Origin of the sequence: Aequitasia blattaphilus, from assembly GCF_024721305.1 — a bacterium.
Classification (GTDB): Bacteria; Bacillota; Clostridia; order Lachnospirales; family Lachnospiraceae; genus Aequitasia; species Aequitasia blattaphila.
The window spans coordinates 82,695-104,797 of the sequence record NZ_JAMXOD010000013.1; the positions used below are offsets into that span (position 1 = coordinate 82,695).

Genomic DNA, 22,103 nt, shown 5'->3' on the forward strand with positions numbered 1-22,103 from the left:
ATGAATCAAATCAGCGTTACAGGAATGGTGATTTACAATGCTCCTGCGGGAGAATACGACAGGCGGGTTGTTCTTTTGACAAAAGAAAGAGGAAAGATAACGGCTTTTGCAAGAGGGGCAAGAAAGCCAAACAGTTCGTTGATTGCAGCCACTACTCCCTTTGTATTTGGAGAGTTTGTTCTATATGAAGGGAGAACCTCTTATACTTTAAATTCGGCTAAGCCAGGAAATTACTTTGAATCCCTGAGGCATGATCTGGAAGGGGCATATTATGGGATTTATTTTCTGGATTTAATTCATTATTATGCCCGGGAGGGCACGAATGAATCGGAAAGCCTTAAGCTGATTTATCAAACGTTAAGAGCCCTGGAAAGTGACAAAATTCCAAATCCATTAATACGCAGAGTTTTTGAGTTGAAGCTTATCACGATTAATGGAGAAGGTCCTCAAGTATTTCAGTGCCAGTCTTGTGGATCAAGAGAATATGAAGATGTTTACTTTAGTGTGGATAAAGGTGGGCTGTTATTAGGTGCGTGCAAGGGTGATGATCCATCAGCTCTTCGAATCGGTCAGTCCACGTTATACGCCCTTCAGTATATTGTTAGCTCCTCAGTGGAAAAGCTGTATAGCTTTGTGGTAAAAGAAGAGGTGCAAAGAGAATTGGACGCTCTTTTGGAGGCATATTTAGAAAAGTATTTAGATAAAAATTTTCGTTCCAGAGAAATTTTAGAGAGTTTATCGTAAATGGTTGTACTATTTTTCGATAAACTCTTTTTTGTCTTGCATAATTCTTGGTTATATTTTACAATGATATAGATAAAAAATTAACAAACCATGTGTAATTTAGGAGGAAATGATATGTTGGACCAGTCTTACTATGAAAAGGCAGATCAAATTATTGGTAATTATGGCAGACAACAGAGTGCTCTAATTCCGATTATTCAAGAGATTCAAAATGAATATCGCTATTTGCCCCCGGAACTACTGACTTACGTTGCCAAGGAGCTTAAGATTAATGAGGCTAAAGCGTACAGTGTGGCTACATTTTATGAAAACTTTTCTTTTGACCCGAAAGGAAAATACATTATTAAGGTTTGCGATGGTACCGCCTGTCACGTGCGTAAATCCATACCAATTCTGGATTTTCTATACAAGGAACTAAATCTGTCGAAAGAAAAGAACACTTCGGATGATATGCTTTTTACTGTTGAGACGGTTTCCTGTCTTGGAGCCTGTGGTCTTGCACCGGTGCTTACGGTAAATGACAAGGTTTATCCGGCAATGAATCCGGAAAAAGCGGGAGAGTTATTAAAGGAACTGAGAGGAGAAGCGTGATGGTCTTAAAAAGCAGAGAAGATTTAAAACAGATAAGAGTGGAAAGCCAGAATAAGATGGCGGTTGATGATTGCCGTATTTTGATTTGTGCAGGTACAGGCTGTCTTGCAGGAGGATCTCAGGAAATTTACAATCGTTTTGAAGAATTAACGAAAGATATTGATAGTGTGTCCTGCGAATTTGGAAGAGAAATTGCTCATGTAGGGGTGAAGAAAAGTGGCTGTCATGGGTTTTGCGAAATGGGGCCTTTGGTACGTATTGAGCCAATGAATTATCTTTATATAAAAGTAAAACCAGAAGATTGTGAAGAAATTTTCAATGAAACCATTCTTAAAGGGAAGCCTGTTGAGAGACTTTTATATGAAGTAGATGGAAAACGATACGAAAGTCAAGAGGAGATTCCATTTTATGCAAAGCAAACCAGATTGGTTCTAAAGAATTGCGGACATATTGATGCGGAAAATATTGAAGAGTACTTAGCCTTTGGAGGGTATTCCGCTCTTGAGAAGGTCCTTTTTGATATGAAGCCGAGTGAGGTTGTGAATGAGATAGAAGAATCGAACCTGCGAGGCAGAGGAGGCGGTGGCTTCCAAACAGGGTATAAATGGAGACAAGTTGCAAAACAACCAGAAAAAATCCGCTACGTGGTCTGTAATGGAGATGAGGGAGATCCGGGTGCTTTTATGGACCGAAGTATTATGGAAGGTGACCCTCACAAGATGATTGAAGGTATGATGGTGGCTGCCTATGCAACAGGAGCTCAGGAAGGCTATGTTTATGTACGCGCAGAGTATCCTCTTGCAATCAGCAGATTAAAAGGGGCAATTGAACAAGCAGAGGCTTATCAGCTTTTGGGAGATAATATATTAGGAACGGATTTTTCCTTCAAACTACATATCAATAAAGGAGCAGGAGCTTTTGTCTGTGGCGAAGGAAGTGCTCTGACAGCGTCTATTGAGGGGGAACGTGGTATGCCAAGAACGAAACCCCCAAGAACGGTAGAACAGGGGCTTTTTGGAAAACCTACGGTTTTGAACAACGTTGAAACATATGCTAACGTGCCTATGATTATTGAAAATGGATCAAAATGGTACTTGGGAATTGGGACGGAAGGAAGCCCTGGAACGAAAGCCTTTGCATTAACAGGAAGTGTAAATAATACTGGACTGATTGAAGTGCCTATGGGAACGACGCTAGGGGAAGTTATCTTCTCGATTGGCGGTGGCGTAAAAAATGATGCAAAGTTTAAAGCAGTACAAATTGGTGGACCATCAGGCGGCTGTTTGGTGGATACGGATTTGGAATTGCCTCTTGATTTTGATTCATTAAAGAAAAGAGGAGCTATGATTGGCTCCGGTGGGTTGGTTGTAATGGATGAAAACACTTGTATGGTTGAAGTGGCAAGATTCTTTATGAACTTTACCCAAAATGAAAGCTGTGGAAAGTGTGTGCCTTGCCGTGAAGGAACCTACAGGATGCTGGAGATTTTAGAGCGTATTGTAAACGGAGAAGGAAAACTGGAAGATTTGGATATGTTGGAAGAATTAGGACAAGCAATCACGGATACAGCTCTTTGTGGTCTTGGAAAGAGTGCCGCTCTTCCTGTTCTTAGTACGTTGAAAACATTTAGAGATGAGTATGAGGAGCATATTAACAAGCGGTGTCCTGCCGGAAGTTGTGAGAAATTGCGCAGCTATGTGATTGATCCGGAAGCCTGTAAGGGATGTTCGAAATGTGCGAGAAACTGTCCTGTGGAGGCGATAGAGGGTGTGATTAAAAGCCCTTATGTTATTAATCAGGAAAAATGTATTAAATGTGGTGCTTGTATTGATAGTTGTCCTTTCAAAGCAATCGCAATCGCAAACTAGGAGGTTAAGAAAATGGACTTTATAACGATAGATTCACAAAGCGTGCCAATTGAAGGAGAAAAAAATATTCTCTCTATTATTCGAAAAGCAGGAATTGATTTGCCTACCTTTTGTTACCACTCTGAACTTTCCATTTACGGTGCCTGTCGGATGTGTGTGGTAGAAGACGATAGAGGAAGGGTTTTTGCATCTTGCTCGGAACAACCAAGAAAAGGCATGGTGATTAAAACAAATAGTAGTAAAATTCAAAAATACCGAAAGTTAATTATGGAATTATTACTGTCCTCTCATTGCAGAGACTGTACAACATGTCATAAAAATGGAATCTGTGAATTGCAAAAGCTTGCTTACAAGGTTGGAGTGGATGCAGTACGATTTACAAACAATAAAGAAACTCTGCCTCTTGATACAAGCTCACCCAGTATTGTCAGGGATCCCAACAAATGTATTCTTTGCGGTGATTGTGTCAGAACCTGTGATGAAGTTCAAGGTGTTGGAGCTTTAGACTTTGCTTTCAGAGGGTCGGAGATGCAGGTAATGCCAGCCTTTAATAAACCTCTTGCAGAAACGAACTGTGTGGGATGTGGTCAGTGTCGTGTGGTTTGTCCTACCGGAGCAATTACCATCAAAAAAGATGAGGAAAGAGTATGGGAGGCTTTGGATGATCCCAATACAAGAGTGGTTGCTCAAATCGCACCAGCAGTACGTGTGGCAATCGGTGATTCTTTTGGAATTCCGAAAGGAACCAATTCTATGGGGAAACTAGTAGGAGCTCTTAGAAGAATGGGATTTGACAAAGTGTATGATACCACCTTTGGAGCGGATTTAACTGTTTACGAAGAATCCAAAGAATTGGTAGAACGCATTCAAAACAATGAGAAGTTACCACTTTTTACGTCTTGTTGTCCAGGATGGGTGAAGTTCTGTGAGAATAAGTTTCCTGAACTGACGGATCATATTTCTACTTGTCGTTCACCTCAAGGAATGTTTTCTGCTCTATTAAAAGATTATTATCGTACCCAAGATGAAAAAGAGGGTGTAGATATGAAAACATTTGTTGTTTCTATTATGCCATGTACGGCGAAAAAGGGAGAAGCGATTCGTGATGATTATAAGACCGACGGAGTACAAGACACAGATGCTTCTATAACAACAGCAGAGGCTGCGAGAATGATACGAAGAGCAGCAATTAAGTTTGAAGATATAGAAGAAGAAGCGGTAGATATGCCATTTGGTATTGTATCTGGTGGTGGTGTAATCTTTGGAGTTACAGGCGGTGTGACAGAAGCAGTACTTCGTAAAATTAGCTATGATAAGGATCACAATCATAAGGCGTTAGGTGAAATAAAATTCAGCGGAATTCGTGGAATTGAAGGGGTAAAAGAGACCAGCATCATGCTAGGCGACCGGGAAGTAAAGATTGCCGTAGTTCATGGCCTTGGAAATGCCTCCAAGCTGATTGAAGAAATCAAGGCGGGAAAAAGAAACTATGATTTTGTAGAAGTAATGGCTTGTAAAAGGGGATGTGTTATGGGTGGTGGACAACCGGTACCAGCAGGTCCAAGAACAAAGCAAATGAGAATGAAAGGTTTGTATTCTGTAGATACTGCCTCTCAAGTGCGTACATCAAATGAGAATCCACTTGTTCGTCTGGTTTATGATGATATGATTAATGGAAGAGAGCATAAATTGCTGCATACGAGATAAATACAACCAGAAAGCCATTATTGGACTTGCAAAGGATAGCGCAAAAAGTTATAATCAATCCATAGTTTAAGAAAGGGTGGAAATAAAAATGGCAGAAAAAACAATGGAAAAAATCGTAGCTTTGGCAAAATCAAGAGGATTTGTTTATCCTGGATCAGAGATTTACGGTGGCCTTGCGAATACATGGGATTACGGCAACTTAGGTGTAGAGCTAAAAAATAATGTAAAAAAAGCATGGTGGCAGAAATTTATTCAGGAAAGTCCTTATAATGTAGGAGTGGACTGTGCAATCCTTATGAACCCTCAGACGTGGGTGGCTTCTGGTCACGTTGGTGGTTTTAGTGATCCTTTAATGGATTGTAAGGAATGTAAGGAACGATTCAGGGCAGATAAAATAATCGAAGATTTTGCACAAGAAAAAGGAATGGAATTAGGGGAAGCTGTAGATGCTTGGTCTCATGAAAAAATGAAGAAATTCATTGATGACAATCAAGTGCCATGCCCAACCTGTGGATCCCATAACTTTACCGATATCCGTGAGTTTAATCTGATGTTTAAAACCTTTCAAGGAGTTACAGAGGATGCTAAAAATGCGGTTTATTTAAGACCAGAGACTGCGCAAGGTATCTTTGTGAACTTTAAAAATGTGCAGCGTACTTCCAGAAAGAAAATTCCATTTGGAATCGGTCAGATTGGTAAATCTTTCCGAAATGAAATTACGCCAGGAAACTTTATTTTCCGTACCAGAGAATTTGAACAAATGGAATTGGAATTCTTCTGTGAACCAGGTACAGACTTAGAATGGCATGCATACTGGAAAGAGTTCTGCCTAAATTGGCTTAAATCTCTGGGAATTACAGATGAGGAGCTTCGTCCAAGAGACCATGACCCAGAAGAATTATCTCATTATAGTAATGCAACAACAGATATTGAGTTTATGTTCCCATTTGGATGGGGAGAGCTTTGGGGTATTGCGGATCGTACCAATTACGACTTAACACAGCATATGGATCACTCGAAGCAGGATATGATGTATTTTGATGATGAGAAAAAAGAAAAGTATGTACCATACTGTATTGAGCCATCCTTGGGCGTAGACCGTATGCTCTTAGCATTCCTTTGCAGTGCATATGACGAAGAGGAATTAGAAGGTGGGGATACGAGAACGGTTCTTCATTTCCATCCAGCTCTTGCGCCTGTTAAAATTGGAGTTTTACCACTTTCCAAGAAGTTGAATGAAGGTGCAGAAAAGGTGTTTAGTAAGTTATCCAAGAAATACTACTGTGAATTTGATGATCGAGGAAATATTGGAAAGAGATATCGCCGATTGGATGAAATCGGAACTCCATTCTGTGTAACATATGACTTTGATTCAGAAGAAGATCAAGCAGTTACGGTTCGTGACCGTGATACGATGGAACAAGAACGAATCAAGATTGAAGATTTAGATGCATACTTTGAAAAGAAGTTTGCTTGGTAAGAAATAGGTAAAAAGTTATAAAATTGAAGTGCCAAAATATAGCGAAAGAGCTCAGCTATATTTTGGCACTTTTTTTACTTTTATTCGTTCTGCCCCTTGATTGAAATCCATTCAGAGGTTCCGGCAGACCACATTCCTTTATCATTTGGAGCTACGTAATACTGTCCTGAATTGAAATAGATATCTCCCTTTTTAGGTGTTTCTCCATCTTTCCAGTGTCCTTCCGTTAAATCATCGGTAGTCCAAATCTTACTGTCTTCATTTAACTTGATAAAATAGTCAGGTCTGGCAGCCAGGAAATCTTGCAAAGTCCAATCTTTTGCAGCTTCATCGCGTATCCATCCATTAGACCAGGTATTACATACGTAGGTGCCAGTTTCATCGGAAAGAACCAATCCAGGGGTGATATTCCAGCCATTGATTATTTTAGCTTGAATATCAGCCCAGCTTGAAGATGGGCGAATGGTATGAGTATTATTTGAACTATCGGTCAGTGTAACGGAACCATCAGTCTCAGGAGGGTTGCCGCCAGAGTTATCGCCACCATCGGTACCATCAGAGCCGGTTCCATCATCAATTGTCCATTTGCCATCGGCAAACTTGACAATGATTCCTTTTTCCAGATAACGAAAGGGCTTGTCCTCTGTGGAGTCCACAAAGCCATACTCTGTAAAGGTCATATTGAGAATCTCTCCATCCAGCTTTGCAGATGTTAGAACTTCAGTTTTTGTTGGCTCCGTCCAAAGGGAGGAAACATATTTTTCGGCAGAAAGTGTCTGAGCGGATAAATAGGCTTGCCGACCGTTGTGTATAATGCTTTGCTGCTGAGCTTTTTGTATGTATTTCACAAGAGAAGGAGTAAGAATTGCAGCTAATATTCCGATTATTGTTAGTACAACAATCATCTCTACAAGGGTAAATCCCTTTTTTTGATGATTCTCTTTTTGAGTCATTCTATCCCTCCTATTCTCTTGGTGGAATGTTTTGTATCGTTCTTAATTACATTCTATAAGTGTTTACCCATGATGTCAACGAACTTCCACACCTAGTTTGGGAAGAGCCTCTCCATCTTTAATTCGTTTATGGTACTCAGCAGTTGCGGTGAAGAGGGCATCTGTTGAGGAATTTAATGCAGTTTCACAGGAATCTTGAATGACTCCTACAATAAATCCAACACCAACTACTTGCATCGCGATATCATTAGAAATTCCAAATAAGCTGCAGGCAAGGGGGACTAATAGCAGAGAACCACCAGCAACGCCAGAGGCACCACATGCACTGATTGCAGAAAGGATACATAAAATAAGTGCGGTTGGGATATCTATGCGGATTCCAAGGGTATGGCAGGTTGCCAAAGTTAATACAGAGATTGTGACAGCAGCCCCACCCATGTTAATGGTTGCACCTAAAGGGATGGATATGGAATAAGTATCCTTGTTCAACCCAAGGCGCTTACAAAGTTCCATGTTGACTGGAATGTTGGCTGCAGAACTTCTGGTAAAGAACGCAGTAATTCCACTTTCTTTTAAACATTTGAATACTATTGGATAAGGATTTCTTTTTGTCATTGCAAAAACAATGATTGGATTGATAACAAGGGCAACAAGAAGCATGGTACCAACCAATAAGATGATTAATTGACCATAACTCAAAAGTCCTTCGATACCCTGGGTGGCAATGGTTCCGTACATTAGCCCCATAATACCGAAGGGAGCACAGTTGATTACCCAACGGACAACTTGAGAAACAGCATTTGAAAATGCTTCCAAGGCATTTTTAACACCGTCAGATGCTTTTCGAAGTGCCAGACCAAGAATGACGGCCCAGGCAAGAATTCCAATATAGTTAGCCTCGGCAAGAGACTGTATGGGATTGGCTACAATGTTTAGAAGCAGTGTGGTTAAAACCTCGCCAATTCCCCCAGGTGCAACGAGCTCCTCGGTGCTTTCGGTAAGTGTTAATGTGAGGGGAAAAGTAAAGCTTACGATAACCGCTATTGTACCTGCTAAGAATGTTCCTAACAGATAAAGAAAAATAACCGTTCGCATATTTGTTTTTTGCCCTTCACGATGCATAGCCAGTGCAGTCATAACCAAGAAGAATACCAGAACAGGAGCAATCCCCTTTAGTGCTCCAACAAAGAGTGAACCAAGCATAGCAATGGGTTCTGCTTTTGGAAAGATTAACCCCAAGATCAAACCAATGATTAGGCCAATGATAATTCTTTTCACAAGACTTAAGTGATTCCATTTTCCTATTAGATTTTTCATACAAAATACCTCTCTCTCTTATATTTACGACTTTTCGTCTTTGATACCATACTATTATACAATATTTAATCAATAGAAAAAGGACTTTTTTATAGAATGTGGTATACTTGTTATATTGTGATAAAAAAGAAGGAGGCAAACATAAATGATGAATGAAAATGTGTGGAACACATACAAGAAAAAGGACCTGAATGAACTGGACAAAATAAATAACCGGTATAAACAAATGTTGGATCAAGGAAAGACAGAGAGGGAATGTGTGGCGCTTTCGATAAAGCTTGCGAAAGAAGCAGGATATATAGACTTGATTGATATTCTTAGTCAAGGAAAGAAGATAAAAGCAGGAGACAAAATCTATACTTCGATTATGAAAAAAAGCCTTATTCTGTTTCAGATAGGTGAAGAGGCGTTGGAAAAAGGGATGAGCATTTTAGGAGCTCATATTGATTCTCCTCGTATTGATGTAAAGCAAAACCCTTTGTATGAAACGGAGGAGCTGGCTTATTTGGATACTCACTATTACGGTGGAATCAAGAAATATCAATGGGTTACAATGCCGTTGTCTCTTCATGGTGTTGTCGTGAAAAAGGACGGAGAGGTTGTGAATATTAACATCGGAGAGGATGAAAATGATCCAGTTTTTGTGATTTCAGATTTGCTTGTTCATTTGGCGGCGAAGCAGCTGGAGAAAAAGGCAAGAGTGGTAATTGAAGGAGAAAAGCTGGATGTTTTAGTGGGAAGCAGACCACTTGAAAGTGCAGATGTAAAAGAAAAGAGCGTGAAGGGAAATGTTCTGAAAATCCTTTATGAAAAATATGGAATAGATGAAGCGGATTTTCAATCGGCTGAGTTGGAGATTATACCAGCAGAAAAGGCAAGAGATTTAGGATTTGACCGAAGCATGATTTTAGGGTACGGACAAGATGACCGGGTTTGTGCATTCACATCGTTGATGGCGTTTTTAGAGACGGAGATTCAAAAGAAAACGACATGTTTAATTCTTGTGGATAAAGAGGAAATCGGAAGCGTTGGAGCCACGGGAATGCAATCCAGATTTTTTGAAAACACAGTTGCGGAAATTGTGTCTAGTATGTATGGAGAATCAGATTTGTTAGTGAGACGAACCATTATGAATTCAAAAATGCTCTCTTCTGACGTAAGTGCAGCTTATGATCCAATGTTTGGAGAAGCCTTTGAAAAAAGGAGTGCAGCTTTCTTTGGTCATGGACTGGTATTTAATAAATTTACGGGAGCAAGAGGGAAAAGTGGCTCGAATGATGCAAATGCAGAGTATATTGCCGAAATCAGAAAGGCAATGGACGAATACAATGTTACCTACCAGTTTGCAGAGCTTGGGAAGGTAGACGAAGGCGGTGGTGGCACAATCGCTTACATCATGGCTAATTATGGAATGGATGTGATTGATAGTGGGGTGGCAGTTCTTAGTATGCATGCCCCCTATGAGGTAACATCCAAGGCAGATGTCTATGAAGCGTATAAAGGCTATAAAGCCTTTTTAAAAACCATGTAAAAGCGTATAATTCCCCTTGACGGAATGATAGAAAACCGATACAATATTATGTGCGACTTTAATTAGAAAAAAATAGTATTTTAGGAGGTCATACAGAGATGACAAAATGGGTTTATATGTTTTCTGAAGGCGATGCTACAATGAGAAACCTTCTTGGTGGTAAAGGTTGTAACCTTGCCGAAATGACAAAACTTGGTTTACCAGTACCTCAAGGATTTACGGTAACAACAGAAGCTTGTACACAATATTATGAAGATGGTAAGAAAATCAATGATGAGATTTTAGCTCAAATCATGGATTCTGTTACTAAAATGGAAGAAATCGCTGGAAAGAAATTTGGTGATAATGAGAATCCGCTGCTTGTATCAGTTCGTTCAGGTGCACGTGCTTCTATGCCAGGTATGATGGATACCATCCTTAACCTAGGTCTTAATGAAGATGTAGTTAGTGTAATTGCTGAGAAATCAGGAAATCCTCGTTGGGCTTGGGATTGCTACAGAAGATTTATCCAAATGTACTCTGATGTAGTAATGGAAGTAGGTAAAAAGTACTTTGAAGAACTCATTGATAAAATGAAAGAGGACAAAGGGGTTACAGAAGATACTGATTTATCTGCTGAAGATTTGAAAGAACTGTCTGCACAATTTAAAGCAGAATATAAGAATAAATTGGGAGAAGAATTCCCAACAGATGCAAAAGAACAACTTCTTGGAGCAATTCAGGCAGTATTCCGTTCTTGGGACAACCCTCGTGCAAATGTATATCGTCGTGATAATGATATCCCTTATTCTTGGGGAACTGCTGTTAACGTACAAATGATGGCATTTGGTAACATGGGTGATACATCAGGAACTGGTGTTGCGTTTACTCGTGATCCAGCTACTGGAGAAAATAAATTGATGGGAGAATTCCTAATCAATGCACAAGGTGAAGACGTTGTTGCAGGTGTGCGTACACCACAACCAATTTCTGAACTTGAAAAAATCATGCCAGAAGTATACAAAGAATTTGTTGATATTACAGAAAAGCTAGAAAATCACTATCGTGATATGCAGGACATGGAGTTTACTATCGAAGATAAGAAACTTTACATGCTTCAAACACGTAATGGTAAGAGAACAGCAAAGGCTGCTCTTAAAATCGCTTGTGATTTAGTAGATGAAGGAATGATTAAGGAAGAAAAAGCAGTCGAGATGATTGATCCTCGTAACTTAGATACTTTACTTCATCCTCAATTTGATCCAAAAGCAATCAAAGAAGCAAAAGAACTTGGCCGTGGTCTTGCTGCATCACCAGGAGCTGCATCTGGTAAAGTTGTCTTTACTGCTGCTGATGCAAAAGCTTGGGATGCAAAAGGTGAGAAGGTAGTCCTTGTTCGTCTTGAGACTTCTCCAGAAGATATTGAAGGTATGAAAGCTGCACAAGGTATCCTTACTGTTCGTGGTGGTATGACTTCTCACGCAGCTGTTGTTGCTCGTGGTATGGGTACATGCTGTGTATCTGGTTTGTCTGAAATCAAGATGGACGAAGCAAATAAGAAATTCACATTAGGTGATACTGTATTCAATGAAGGCGATGCAATTTCTTTAGATGGTTCTACAGGAGCTGTATACCCAGGAGCAATCGCTACTATTCCAGCTGAGATTTCTGGAGACTTTGGCCGCATCATGGGATGGGCAGATCAATTCAGAGTATTAAAAGTTCGTACGAATGCAGATACTCCAGAGGATGCTAAGCGTGCTCGCGAATTAGGAGCTGAAGGTATTGGTCTTTGCCGTACAGAGCATATGTTCTTTGAAGGCGACAGAATTGACGCTTTCCGTGAAATGATTTGTTCAGATACAGTGGAAGAAAGAGAAGCAGCTCTTGAAAAAATCCTACCTGTACAACAGGGAGATTTCGAAAAATTATACGAAGCTTTGGAAGGTAACCCAGTTACTATTCGTTTCCTTGATCCACCGCTTCACGAATTTGTTCCAACAGAAGAAGCAGACATCAAGAAATTGGCAGATGCTCAAGGAAAAACAGTTGAACAAATCAAAGAAATTATTGAAGGTTTACATGAATTCAACCCAATGATGGGACACCGTGGTTGCCGTTTAACAGTAACTTATCCAGAAATCGCTAAGATGCAAACACGTGCAATCATTCGTGCAGCAATCAATGTGAAGAAGAATACTAATCTGGAAGTAAAACCGGAAATTATGATTCCACTTGTAGGTGAAGTAAAAGAATTCAAATTTGTAAAAGATATCGTTATTGCAACAGCTGAAGAAGAAATCAATAATGCTGGTGTGAAACTTGATTATGAAGTAGGTACAATGATTGAGATTCCAAGAGCTTGTTTAACAGCTGATGCTATTGCAAAAGAAGCTGACTTCTTCTGCTTCGGTACGAACGATTTAACACAAATGACTTATGGTTTCTCACGTGATGATGCAGGTAAGTTCTTGGATTCATACTATGATGCTAAGATCTTCGAATATGACCCATTTGCGAAGTTAGACCAAGTAGGTGTAGGTTCACTTATGAAGATGGCACTTGATAAAGGTCGTCCAGTAAACGATGCTTTACACTTCGGTATCTGTGGAGAGCACGGTGGAGATCCTTCTTCCGTAGAATTCTGCCATGAGATCGGATTAGATTATGTGTCTGCATCACCATTTAGAGTACCAATCGCAAGACTTGCAGCAGCACAGGCAGCTATCAATAATAGGGAGGGGAAGTAATTTATACTTCTCATTCAAGATAGATTTCGAGCAGGCAAGAGCCTTTCGTAAGGCGAATGGCGACTATCTGCGGCGGAACCAATGGACAGACCTTATGGTTGATGTTTATATAATTTAAAGATTAAGCAACGCTCTGTTTGGTAAAAGCAGAGCGTTGTTTTTGCAGTTTGAGATTTCTGTGAGAATTACCTAGAAAAGGGAGTGATGGAATGTGTAATAAGAAAAGTATAGCTTACTTAGATGTTTTGGGTTTTTCAAATTATGTTACAGGAAATAAAAATTGTGCTTATGCAGCTAACATGCTGATAAGTGTAAATCATATACTTAGAACAAAAATATCTGATTATAAAAAGATGAAAAGTGTTGAGTGTGATGAACGATTGAGCGAATTAGTGGAGAAAAATGGTGTTTCGAGCTTTGATAATTTGCTATCATTTAGTGATAGCCTGTTTATAACTTCTCCTAAAGTTGATGAATTTCTCAAGCAATTATCGTCATTTGTTGCAGAGTGTTTTTACTATCATAGCGAACAATATAGAAATCCGTTAAATGAAAAAAAACCTGAAGAAGTGAAAAGTATAGTAGTGGGTAGTGATCAGCATAATATAGTAGAAAAATGGTATCCAATCTTATTTAGAGGCGGAATTTCATATGAGGAAGTCATAGTTAGTAATAGTTCAATAATTAAGGAGTCAGAGGTACTACAGATTCCTAATCTTATAGGAAAAGGAGTTGTACAGGCGGTAGGATTAGAACAACAAGGAAAAGGCCCTAAAATTTTTATTGATGATCAATTCTATCATAAATTGTCAGATACTATGAAGCGATTCATTGCAAAAGAACAAGATACAAAGTATATTCTATGGCCAGCTTTCCGCTATATATGGCAAAATGATTTTGAGTCTGAGATTCAACATTTTAAACATGATCTTGAAGCTTGTATTAATCTATGGCTAGCATATCAAAGTGAAAGATTTGGTGAACAGTATAAAGAATTGTTAAAGTTAGTGATACGCTCTTTTATGAAATTATGTGAAGTGATATATCCGGAGAACTATAAAACTGCGAAAGTTACAATAGTTGCGATATTAGAGAAAAAGAAAGTTTGCGTTAGCGATTTTGTGCAATAATGTCCTGGAGTTTAAATAGATTTATACAGTTGATGTTTCTGAATAATTTAACTATAATAAACTCACAAGGAGGTGCCAAACATATGAGAACAGAAACATATCACGTTTACCTGGATAGCCAAGAACGACAGATTCTGATACATAGTCTGAATCAATTAAGAAATCAGCAAATAGAGCAAGGCAGATACACCGACCCGATTGATGAACTGCTCTATAAGACTTTGACAGCACCAACGAAGAAACTTAAAATTAAATACAGTTAAATCTATACCGGACATACGCCGCTTATTCTTATAAACAAGAGTAGGCGGTTTTTTTGCGTTCAGAAACATTTACATAGCCACCCTGACAAGGTGGCTAAATTTATGCGAAAGGAGGATTTAACAGCATGTCAAATTGCAAAGTAATTGCTCTGACCAATCAGAAAGGTGGTGTCGGGAAAACCACATCAACGCTCAACCTGGGGGTCGATCTGGCAAGACGAGGGAAAAAAGTTTTACTGATCGACGTGGATGCCCAAGCCAATTTAACAATGGCTTTGGGCTATAGAAAGCCGGATGATCTGCCATTCACTCTGGCTAATGTCATGCAGAACATCATGGATGATAAAACGATTCCGGCAGATGCGGGTATTCTGCATCATAATGAGAGCATTGACCTGATGCCATCAAACATTGAGTTATCAGGTCTCGAAGTTAGGCTGATTAATGCAATCAGCCGGGAACGCATTCTAAAGTCCTATATTAGTACCGTTCGGCAGAATTACGATCACATCCTGATTGATTGTATGCCGTCGCTTGGAATGATGACGATCAATGCTCTAGCAGCGGCTGACAGCGTGGTTATCCCAACACAGCCACACTATCTTTCGGCGAAAGGTTTAGAGCTGCTGCTTCGCTCGATATCCAAGGTTAAACGGCAGATCAATCCAAAGCTGCGGATAGATGGAATCTTAATGACGATGGTCATGTCACGAACCAATATGGCGAAAGAGATCACAGCATCGGTAAAAAGTGTATACGGACAGAAAATCAAAGTATTTGATGCAGCGATACCGCATTCCATCCGGGCAGTAGAGGCCAGCGCTGAGGGGCAGAGTATTTTTGCCTATGACAAAGGAGGCAAGGTCGCAGCAGCTTATGAGCAGTTCGGGAGGGAGGTGATGGTGGTGTTAGTATATAAGTGTGGACACAAAAAGTTGAACAACCTATAATAACAAATGAAAGAATAAAGGAGATGTTCAACATGGCTAAGAACCAAAAATCTTATACTCCAGAATTTAAACAACAGATTGTTGATTTATATAACACAGGAGGGTATTCGTATCCACAACTGGAACGTGAATATGGCGTAAGTCGGAGTACTATCAGCGGATGGGTAAAACAGCTTTCTCCCATCAGAATATCAGAGGAAGAAACTGTGACACTTAAGGAGTATAAGGCTTTGCAAAAGGAGATGCAGCGCCTTAAGATTGAGAATGAAATGTTACACTGAAAGCGGGCAGAGCCAAAAAAGCGACCGCCATATTCGCAAAAGAACAATAGCCGAAATTGTGACTTTTATCCAGAAACATTTAAGGTATTATACATTAACCCAGCTTTGTGCTACCTTGAAATTTCCCAGAAGCACTTATTACAAAGCTCTGGTTTGTGTACCTTCAGACAGACAAAAGGAATAGGACAAATTCAGCCGGGAAGTAAAACATGTCTACGACGAATCGAAAGGGATATATGGAGCTGTGAAAATCTGTCGTTCCTTGAATGACAGTGGCATACCATGCAGTTTAAAGCGTGTTCAACGTCACATGATGAAAATGGAGCTGCGCTCCAAGATGGTGAAAAAATATAATCACCATACCAATAAAGGGGTCATACCAAATGATAAGGAAAATATCTTGAACCGTGATTTCAAAGCAGATACCATAAACCAGAAATGGTGTACAGATATCACCTATATTCATGTATTAAAAGAGGGTTGGACCTATCTTGCTTCTGTTATGGATTTATGCAGCCGAAAGATTATCGGATATGCTTATGGAACCTCTATGACAGCGGAATTGGCGCTGGAAGCAGTGGAAAAAGCCTGTTTGAATACAAAAAATACAGAAGGCATTATTCTGCACAGTGATTTGGGAAGCCAGTACACCAGTCACCTCTTTGAAAGCTATTTATTCAATGCAAAAATCCGGCATTCCTTTAGCCGTAAGGGAAATCCATATGATAATGCCTGCATCGAATCTTTCCATTCTGTACTAAAGAAAGAAGAGATTTATCTGCATACTTATCAAGATTCGAGAGAAGCCCGGAAGGCAATCTTTGAGTATATAGAATCCTGGTATAACAGAAAAAGGATTCACAGTGCCATTGATTACATGACGCCACAACAAAAAGAGGATATAGAGGTTAAAAAAGTGGCATAGTCTTTCAACTTTTTTTGTCCAAAGTATTGACATAGGTCCATAGCTACTCTCGTTTCTTCACTCACACCATCAGGCAATCAACGCGCCTCCCCCTCTCACGGCCAATCTTTGGCACTGAACGGCCCAGATAAGACAACAAAAAATCATTGACATCCTTACCATAAGGTGGTGGATCATCAATGATTTCATAGTTGTTTTTCAATAATTCAGATAAGACTTTCGTGCTTACCCTGCCAGCTTTGTCATTATCCAAGTGCAGCACGATGATTTTAATATTAGGATTGGCTTTCAAAAAAGTTGCCAGAGCGATTGGGATCTTGCTGTCCTTTACCTCCTGCTTCGGCTGATACACCCCGGATAATGACAGCAGATTTTGCGTTCCCAACTCTCTATCCCCAAACTTTAGATACGCGGCATATGACAACAGATCAATCGCTGCTTCAAATAGATGCACGCTTGTCGATGGCTCTTTTGCTAACAGCCGAAAAGAATAGCGTTTATCGCTGCCGGATGCATCCCCCTTGAAATTACTGCCTATCGTACTACGGCAGGCTGCATATTTAGGCGTTCCCTGTTCATCTTTGCCTACAAATACGGTGTTGTGATAGTCAGCACTTTCATAGATTATTCCGGCAGCAATACACTCATCGATCAACTGGCGGTCAATACCACGGCCCAAAAGATACCGAATCACTCTGTCATTATTCCGGTTCTTTGGCGGTAAGAGCAATTGCTTTGGCTCTTCTTTCTTCTGAACCGGCGGCGGTGGTATCCAGTCAGCTGATCTGCCGGTAATGGTCTCGACGGCTTCGACAAAGCTGTAATCTTTGACTTTGATCAGGTAATCGAGTGCGGAAACACCGCCGATTCCTTTTGCCCACCAATACCATTTTCCATTGGAAATTTTAAGACTGGAGTGTTCTTTGGTTCCATAGGCATTGCCGGAAAAGCGAACCAGATTGCCCGGTTCATAGTGCTGCAAATAGGTCAGCAAATCCATTCTTCGTGCCTGCTCGATGACATCTGGGTCGAGCGGTACATAATTATTAGTTTTCATTCAATAAAATCACCTCCTGAAAATAAAATTAGCCGAGTGGCTTTCTGGGGTGAAAGTCGCTCGGCTATGTAATATTATTTTTAAATTAGATTTCAAAATATTTTATTCTTTTTCCTTTATATCGTCTTCAAACAATTTAAAGGAATGAACGCCTACATTAATTATATTGGCATCTGATTCTGGTAAGTTTTCAATAGAGGTCTTTAAATCATCATTATTTAAAGTTATTCCCATTATGACTTGAGATGATGTTTTCAGTTCAAGTATACTTTGAATCAAACTTTCCATATCAGAAGTAACAATACTATGTTGAGCTGGCTCATCAAAAATAATCACACCTGGATGATTTCCATTTTTCTTAATAGACGTTTGTAGTAAAGCCATTGTAAAAGACCAAATAATCCGAATATTATCACTTGCAGAAGAATCAAACTTCATGTCAAAACCATCAATTGTCGGAAGGCACGTATCAATTGGAATTTCAATAGCATCAATGTTGGGAGCACTTTTATATTTGTATTTGCGTAAATTCTTAATAAAGTTCTCTTTTAAACAATTGATAATTTCGATATCCGAGTCAGTATTCACATTTTTAGGAAGATTCGCATACTCTTCTTTATACCTCTTCCACCTCTTAGATAACTCACTAAGTTCTTGCAATTGCTCTGACATAAGAGACTGTAATTGTTGATAGCACCTAATTCTTGATTCTATATCAACAAGTTTTTGAACAACGGACTCAGACCACTCCGTTTCAGTTGAGTAAATATCAGAACGTATTGTTTGTGCAAGTCGGCGAAGTGTAACTAATCGTGAACTCAGATCATTCTTTATAAGAGAAAGTCTGTCGACATTTGTCTTATGACTATCACGCGTAAATTCAAGAACACTTTTTTGCCCTTCCAGATGCCGAATATTTTCTTCAACACTCATGATTGGTATGTCCTTATTTACATTTAAAAGAGAATCTTCAATCCTCTGATTGCATGTAGGACAAACATTTTCCGAGAATTTACACCCCGATGCTGATCCCATTCTTTGTAATTTAGCTGCATCTTTATTGTTTCTCAAATCCTTTTTTACTACTTCGAGACTACGTTCTGCTTGTATCATTGCGCTACGAGAAATTAATATTTGGCTTTCACACTCGGATACTTTTTGTTCAAAAGAAGATATTGTTTCAGTTATTGTTTCCAACTCATTATTTAATGCTTCAAAATTATCAACATTTTTAGGCTTAAGGCGTTTTATCGAGTCGTGTTCCGATTGCAATTCAAATATAGCCTCTTCCAGTCCCTTCCCGTCAACCGTAGTAATACCAATAATATCATAGTCTTTCTCTCCCATGATCTTAGGTCTTATCGGAAAACCAGCCATAGAACAAGATTCACGATTAACACTCCTATTAATATCATCAAATACAGCCTTCCATGAAGTAGAGATAGAATCTTTAACCACCTTTAGCCTATCTCTTTCTTTTTGATTTTTAAAAGTGTCAATTCCTAATAAAAACTCAACAACACGTTTTTTTGCATCTTTAATACTGAAAAACGGCATACCAGAAAAAATATCCGCCCATCCATGTTTTTGTTCAATGAATAGACACGAAAAAATCACCTGCAAATATAATTTTTGGTCATTACCATTAGTTTGAACTAATGGTAATTGAAGATGTAAAAAGGATTCTAAAAATGCATGAAACCCTTTATCATTAGTCGCAGCACCACCATCGTGAAGAAACATATCTTCTGGTGGAGTCTTCTGGTTACCTATTGAATCATAATCTCCATAATACAATGTTATCATACGTGCGTCTCTTGTATCTGACTTTGCAGCTCTAAATACAGTAACTATCTCATTACCATTAGATATTTCCAAATACACCTCGGACTCCAAAACGCTCCAATCGTTTTCACCATCATTGATTATGCTTTTATATACAGAGGTTAAGACTTTCTCATTTCTTCCACCAATAATTTCTTCAAAACCAAGACAATAGAAAATTGCTTCAATGACTGAACTCTTTCCTGATGTATTGCTGTAACTAGCAATTAAATTTAATCCATTCGTAAATCGCTCATCAAATCCATATACGCCTCCCTGAGATTCATTTGCTGTTTTTATTTCAATACGGAGTCTATTAATCCTCAGCATATATATTCCTCCAGATATCTGATAGTTGTTTTATCTTTGCATCAGTCAGTTTTGTCGATAATAAAGACAAGTCCTTTTTTTCAGCAGAAAGCACCGTTGATTCCTTTTCAATCTTAGAAACAAAGAATCTACCTTTGTCTGTCAGTGCATATTTCCCATTTTGCCCCTGAAAAATCAAGCCATCTGCTATACCAAAAGTAACTGCACTGTTTACTGCCGGGTCGAAGCGAACAATTGGCACCTCAGCATATTCACTTTGCGTAAAGATCAAAAGTTTATCCATTGCTTCTTTTGAACAAAGCGCAAAAGATATCATGTGTAACTTTATTGGTAAACAACCAGATTTTCCCCAACATGATTTGGCTAAGATGAGGCAAACCTGAGCCACCTTATAACTAATGCGATAATTATAGGGCACTGCATCTGGTTTAGCATTAAAAATAACATCCTGTTCTTCAATAAATCTCTTATCCAAAATTTTCTCCTACATTCTAAATTCCATAGAGCAATCCGCTAACCAGCTCGCTACCAAATCCTGTTTAAGTTCTCCAATTGAGGCTAGATCAACACTTGTAGAAAATTGCTCTTTTAGTTTCTTTTCAAAATCATCAAGTAAACTATTAAATAATTGTGCATTTACGGAAGTATCTGATGTAAGTCGCGTTTTAACAGAAACATCTTCTTTACAACTTCCTTCTAATTCAATCAATGCTTGATGAATTTCTGGGAAACTTAATCTTAACTCATTGAGAATTGCCACTCCACTAAGGTAAGATTTTATAAAATGATCAACCAGAAAGACCACATCTGGATCTGAATCATCATCTGTATTCTTAATAGCCTTTATTTTACGCCGTATATTCTCCACCTTTTCAGAATCACATTGTGAGTAATCAAGAGTGGATTTATCTTTTATCGCTAAATTTAACAAATAATCTTTATGTGGCGAAAGAACAATTTTGCTGATTTCTAATAAAAAGTCATCAGCACACTTAATATACACTTTAAAATCATCACTAATATGTGGAAAATCGGATGGATTCGCCCTCTTTGCTGCCTCTACTTCTTTTCTTTTATTTTCAGCATGCTTTACTATTCGAGAATCCTTTTGCTCAGGTATAACAAAATGCCATTCTACAATCGGAGGAACACCCCAATCTATTAGTCTAATCTTATAATTTGCTTTCAGAAGTTTACCAATATCTTTAGTCATTTTATCGCGCAGATGTTCGTAATTTTCTTCATCAGAGTAATCTTTCTCAGGACAGTAACATTGATGGACAACCCCATTTTGAGTGAATCCTTCAATTCCACCATCTCCTCCTTGTGCTGCTGATATAGGAGTATAATGTTCATTTTGGTAACGCATACGGTAACACATTACACACAGTTCTTCCCAAGCATTTCCGTTCAAATATCCATCAATAAACTGTAGTACATTCATATTTCTCTGCCTCCAAAATAATTTAATGATATTGAATTTGTGAAATTAGGCCTTAGAGATAATGTACATCTGTCAACAAGATATGAATGTTCATCAAACAAATCCTTTATTTTAACAAGATGAAAGCAATCCCAAATACCTATGACCACTACTTCTCTTTGCATGAAATAACATTTTTCGCCTATTTCAGGAAGATATCCAGGCATTCAGTTCTCCCCCCTCTTGACAACATTTTGTATGTTAACCCACTCACCACTAAAACAAACCAGTATTAACATCACTTTATATTAAATCATTTCAACATATTTCAATCACGTATTAATCTGTTGGTACTAATTGGTTTTTCCATTATATCATGATTTGGCAAAATTCTCTATTTAAAAGTGTATAAATGCGGCATCAGCATATGCTAATACCGCATTATTTAATAACATGCTATTTACCTGTTTTTCTAAGATACCCCACACCGTCATAACAACCTCTAAAATAAACCGCTTCGACTTCCATAGCTGAAATCTTGTTCCTTAATCTCAATACTTCAATCAAAGCATTACATTCCTGCTCATTAAGATCACACGATTCTTCACTATCCAGAACCCCTAAAACCTTTGGAAACCGGTCATAAAGCTCCTTGATCCTTACATTAGCCGCCTGATATTCTGGATTATCCTTTGCCAGCTTTGTCCCTACTGAACTCAGATATTCTTTAAATACGTCATTGTACATATCCACAAAGGTTTCAAATTTATTGTTCTCATCCATTCCGGCACCTCCGATATTTTTATCTTTCTCAATTATATTACCCGAAAAGGCCGCATTACAATTATGCAAATTATCAGTTTGTCTATCATTATCTAAACCCAGCAAATAATCACTGGTGACATGAAAAAGACTCGAAAGCTCGGCGATCTGGTTGATATTCGGACAGTAAATAGCTGTTTCCCACCTTGAGATCGTCATGGACCTATGTCAATACTTT

20 protein-coding genes are annotated in these 22,103 nt (G+C 38.8%); 12 read left to right on the forward strand and 8 right to left on the reverse strand.

The features are described 5' to 3' along the window. The 5 genes from recO (at nucleotide 1) to NHH15_RS10080 (ending at nucleotide 6,390) form a co-directional block, all read left to right on the forward strand. Nucleotides 1-744, forward strand: coding sequence for a DNA repair protein RecO (gene recO, locus NHH15_RS10060; protein ID WP_262066541.1), 744 nt, complete (start codon nucleotides 1-3; stop codon nucleotides 742-744). 114 nt (nucleotides 745-858) lie between these two features. Beyond that, nucleotides 859-1,335, forward strand: a complete 477-nt coding sequence (locus tag NHH15_RS10065; RefSeq protein ID WP_262066542.1) for a complex I 24 kDa subunit family protein — start codon at nucleotides 859-861, stop codon at nucleotides 1,333-1,335. After that, on the forward strand, nucleotides 1,335-3,203 hold the full coding sequence (locus NHH15_RS10070; protein WP_262066543.1) for an NADH-quinone oxidoreductase subunit NuoF: 1,869 nt from the start codon (nucleotides 1,335-1,337) through the stop codon (nucleotides 3,201-3,203). The genes NHH15_RS10065 and NHH15_RS10070 overlap by 1 nt, the downstream gene beginning before the upstream one ends. Nucleotides 3,204-3,215: 12 nt before the next feature. After that, complete coding sequence (locus tag NHH15_RS10075) at nucleotides 3,216-4,910, forward strand: 2Fe-2S iron-sulfur cluster binding domain-containing protein (RefSeq protein WP_262066544.1); 1,695 nt, start codon at nucleotides 3,216-3,218, stop codon at nucleotides 4,908-4,910. A gap of 88 nt (nucleotides 4,911-4,998) precedes the next feature. Continuing rightward, a complete protein-coding gene (locus NHH15_RS10080) occupies nucleotides 4,999-6,390 on the forward strand; it encodes a glycine--tRNA ligase (protein ID WP_262066545.1) in 1,392 nt (463 codons plus the stop codon). 80 nt (nucleotides 6,391-6,470) lie between these two features. Here NHH15_RS10080 and NHH15_RS10085 read toward each other — a convergent pair whose 3' ends face one another. Together NHH15_RS10085 and sstT are read right to left on the reverse strand one after the other, a co-directional pair. Next, nucleotides 6,471-7,343 carry a type II secretion system protein gene (locus NHH15_RS10085; protein WP_262066546.1) on the reverse strand — a complete coding sequence of 291 codons (873 nt, stop codon included), beginning with the start codon at nucleotides 7,341-7,343 and terminating at the stop codon, nucleotides 6,471-6,473. Between the two features lie 75 nt (nucleotides 7,344-7,418). Beyond that, complete coding sequence (gene sstT, locus NHH15_RS10090; protein WP_262066547.1) at nucleotides 7,419-8,660, reverse strand: serine/threonine transporter SstT; 1,242 nt, start codon at nucleotides 8,658-8,660, stop codon at nucleotides 7,419-7,421. Between the two features lie 145 nt (nucleotides 8,661-8,805). On the opposite strand from sstT, the gene NHH15_RS10095 reads away from it, so the two are divergent. The 7 genes from NHH15_RS10095 to NHH15_RS10125 all read left to right on the forward strand — a co-directional run bounded on the left by NHH15_RS10095 (nucleotide 8,806) and on the right by NHH15_RS10125 (nucleotide 16,469). Next, nucleotides 8,806-10,191, forward strand: a complete 1,386-nt coding sequence (locus NHH15_RS10095) for an aminopeptidase (RefSeq protein ID WP_262066548.1) — start codon at nucleotides 8,806-8,808, stop codon at nucleotides 10,189-10,191. A gap of 98 nt (nucleotides 10,192-10,289) precedes the next feature. Continuing rightward, a complete protein-coding gene (gene ppdK / locus NHH15_RS10100) occupies nucleotides 10,290-12,920 on the forward strand; it encodes a pyruvate, phosphate dikinase (protein ID WP_262066549.1) in 2,631 nt (876 codons plus the stop codon). Nucleotides 12,921-13,129: 209 nt separating this feature from the next. Beyond that, the gene (locus NHH15_RS10105; RefSeq protein WP_262066550.1) at nucleotides 13,130-14,050 is read left to right on the forward strand and encodes a hypothetical protein; all 921 of its coding nucleotides are present in this window, start codon (nucleotides 13,130-13,132) and stop codon (nucleotides 14,048-14,050) included. Between the two features lie 83 nt (nucleotides 14,051-14,133). Beyond that, nucleotides 14,134-14,313: a hypothetical protein gene (locus tag NHH15_RS10110; protein WP_262066551.1), complete on the forward strand. Its 180-nt coding sequence runs from the start codon at nucleotides 14,134-14,136 to the stop codon at nucleotides 14,311-14,313. A 125-nt stretch (nucleotides 14,314-14,438) separates the two neighbouring features. Beyond that, a complete protein-coding gene (locus tag NHH15_RS10115) occupies nucleotides 14,439-15,263 on the forward strand; it encodes a ParA family protein (protein WP_262066552.1) in 825 nt (274 codons plus the stop codon). 32 nt (nucleotides 15,264-15,295) lie between these two features. Next, the gene (locus NHH15_RS10120; RefSeq protein ID WP_262066553.1) at nucleotides 15,296-15,544 is read left to right on the forward strand and encodes a transposase; all 249 of its coding nucleotides are present in this window, start codon (nucleotides 15,296-15,298) and stop codon (nucleotides 15,542-15,544) included. Between the two features lie 244 nt (nucleotides 15,545-15,788). Further along, complete coding sequence (locus tag NHH15_RS10125; protein ID WP_262066554.1) at nucleotides 15,789-16,469, forward strand: IS3 family transposase; 681 nt, start codon at nucleotides 15,789-15,791, stop codon at nucleotides 16,467-16,469. 61 nt (nucleotides 16,470-16,530) lie between these two features. On the opposite strand, the gene NHH15_RS10130 is transcribed toward NHH15_RS10125, so the two are convergent. The 6 genes from NHH15_RS10130 to NHH15_RS10155 all read right to left on the reverse strand — a co-directional run bounded on the left by NHH15_RS10130 (nucleotide 16,531) and on the right by NHH15_RS10155 (nucleotide 21,886). After that, nucleotides 16,531-17,526 carry a DUF3991 and TOPRIM domain-containing protein gene (locus NHH15_RS10130; protein ID WP_262066555.1) on the reverse strand — a complete coding sequence of 332 codons (996 nt, stop codon included), beginning with the start codon at nucleotides 17,524-17,526 and terminating at the stop codon, nucleotides 16,531-16,533. A gap of 102 nt (nucleotides 17,527-17,628) precedes the next feature. After that, a complete protein-coding gene (locus NHH15_RS10135) occupies nucleotides 17,629-19,680 on the reverse strand; it encodes a hypothetical protein (RefSeq protein WP_262066556.1) in 2,052 nt (683 codons plus the stop codon). Continuing rightward, complete coding sequence (locus NHH15_RS10140; protein ID WP_262066557.1) at nucleotides 19,667-20,155, reverse strand: hypothetical protein; 489 nt, start codon at nucleotides 20,153-20,155, stop codon at nucleotides 19,667-19,669. Before NHH15_RS10140 ends, NHH15_RS10135 begins: the two co-directional genes overlap by 14 nt. 9 nt (nucleotides 20,156-20,164) lie before the next feature. After that, nucleotides 20,165-21,124, reverse strand: coding sequence for a hypothetical protein (locus NHH15_RS10145; protein WP_262066558.1), 960 nt, complete (start codon nucleotides 21,122-21,124; stop codon nucleotides 20,165-20,167). Continuing rightward, complete coding sequence (locus tag NHH15_RS10150; protein ID WP_262066559.1) at nucleotides 21,121-21,330, reverse strand: hypothetical protein; 210 nt, start codon at nucleotides 21,328-21,330, stop codon at nucleotides 21,121-21,123. Before NHH15_RS10150 ends, NHH15_RS10145 begins: the two co-directional genes overlap by 4 nt. Before the next feature lie 229 nt (nucleotides 21,331-21,559). Continuing rightward, a complete protein-coding gene (locus tag NHH15_RS10155) occupies nucleotides 21,560-21,886 on the reverse strand; it encodes a DUF6664 family protein (protein WP_262066560.1) in 327 nt (108 codons plus the stop codon). Nucleotides 21,887-22,103 lie beyond the last annotated feature (217 nt).

Excerpts from the sequence above, each read along its gene's own strand:
- NHH15_RS10130 (WP_262066555.1), bottom strand. The coding sequence starts at position 17,526 with ATGAAAACTAATAATTATGTACCGCTCGACCCAGATGTCATCGAGCAG.
- ppdK (WP_262066549.1), top strand. The coding sequence starts at position 10,290 with ATGACAAAATGGGTTTATATGTTTTCTGAAGGCGATGCTACAATGAGA.
- sstT (WP_262066547.1), bottom strand. The coding sequence starts at position 8,660 with ATGAAAAATCTAATAGGAAAATGGAATCACTTAAGTCTTGTGAAAAGA.
- NHH15_RS10155 (WP_262066560.1), bottom strand. The coding sequence starts at position 21,886 with ATGGATGAGAACAATAAATTTGAAACCTTTGTGGATATGTACAATGAC.
- NHH15_RS10075 (WP_262066544.1), top strand. The coding sequence starts at position 3,216 with ATGGACTTTATAACGATAGATTCACAAAGCGTGCCAATTGAAGGAGAA.
- NHH15_RS10135 (WP_262066556.1), bottom strand. The coding sequence starts at position 19,680 with ATGCTGAGGATTAATAGACTCCGTATTGAAATAAAAACAGCAAATGAA.
- NHH15_RS10085 (WP_262066546.1), bottom strand. The coding sequence starts at position 7,343 with ATGACTCAAAAAGAGAATCATCAAAAAAAGGGATTTACCCTTGTAGAG.
- NHH15_RS10150 (WP_262066559.1), bottom strand. The coding sequence starts at position 21,330 with ATGCCTGGATATCTTCCTGAAATAGGCGAAAAATGTTATTTCATGCAA.
- NHH15_RS10080 (WP_262066545.1), top strand. The coding sequence starts at position 4,999 with ATGGCAGAAAAAACAATGGAAAAAATCGTAGCTTTGGCAAAATCAAGA.
- recO (WP_262066541.1), top strand. The coding sequence starts at position 1 with ATGAATCAAATCAGCGTTACAGGAATGGTGATTTACAATGCTCCTGCG.
- NHH15_RS10145 (WP_262066558.1), bottom strand. The coding sequence starts at position 21,124 with ATGAATGTACTACAGTTTATTGATGGATATTTGAACGGAAATGCTTGG.
- NHH15_RS10110 (WP_262066551.1), top strand. The coding sequence starts at position 14,134 with ATGAGAACAGAAACATATCACGTTTACCTGGATAGCCAAGAACGACAG.
- NHH15_RS10115 (WP_262066552.1), top strand. The coding sequence starts at position 14,439 with ATGTCAAATTGCAAAGTAATTGCTCTGACCAATCAGAAAGGTGGTGTC.
- NHH15_RS10095 (WP_262066548.1), top strand. The coding sequence starts at position 8,806 with ATGATGAATGAAAATGTGTGGAACACATACAAGAAAAAGGACCTGAAT.
- NHH15_RS10120 (WP_262066553.1), top strand. The coding sequence starts at position 15,296 with ATGGCTAAGAACCAAAAATCTTATACTCCAGAATTTAAACAACAGATT.
- NHH15_RS10070 (WP_262066543.1), top strand. The coding sequence starts at position 1,335 with ATGGTCTTAAAAAGCAGAGAAGATTTAAAACAGATAAGAGTGGAAAGC.
- NHH15_RS10105 (WP_262066550.1), top strand. The coding sequence starts at position 13,130 with ATGTGTAATAAGAAAAGTATAGCTTACTTAGATGTTTTGGGTTTTTCA.
- NHH15_RS10065 (WP_262066542.1), top strand. The coding sequence starts at position 859 with ATGTTGGACCAGTCTTACTATGAAAAGGCAGATCAAATTATTGGTAAT.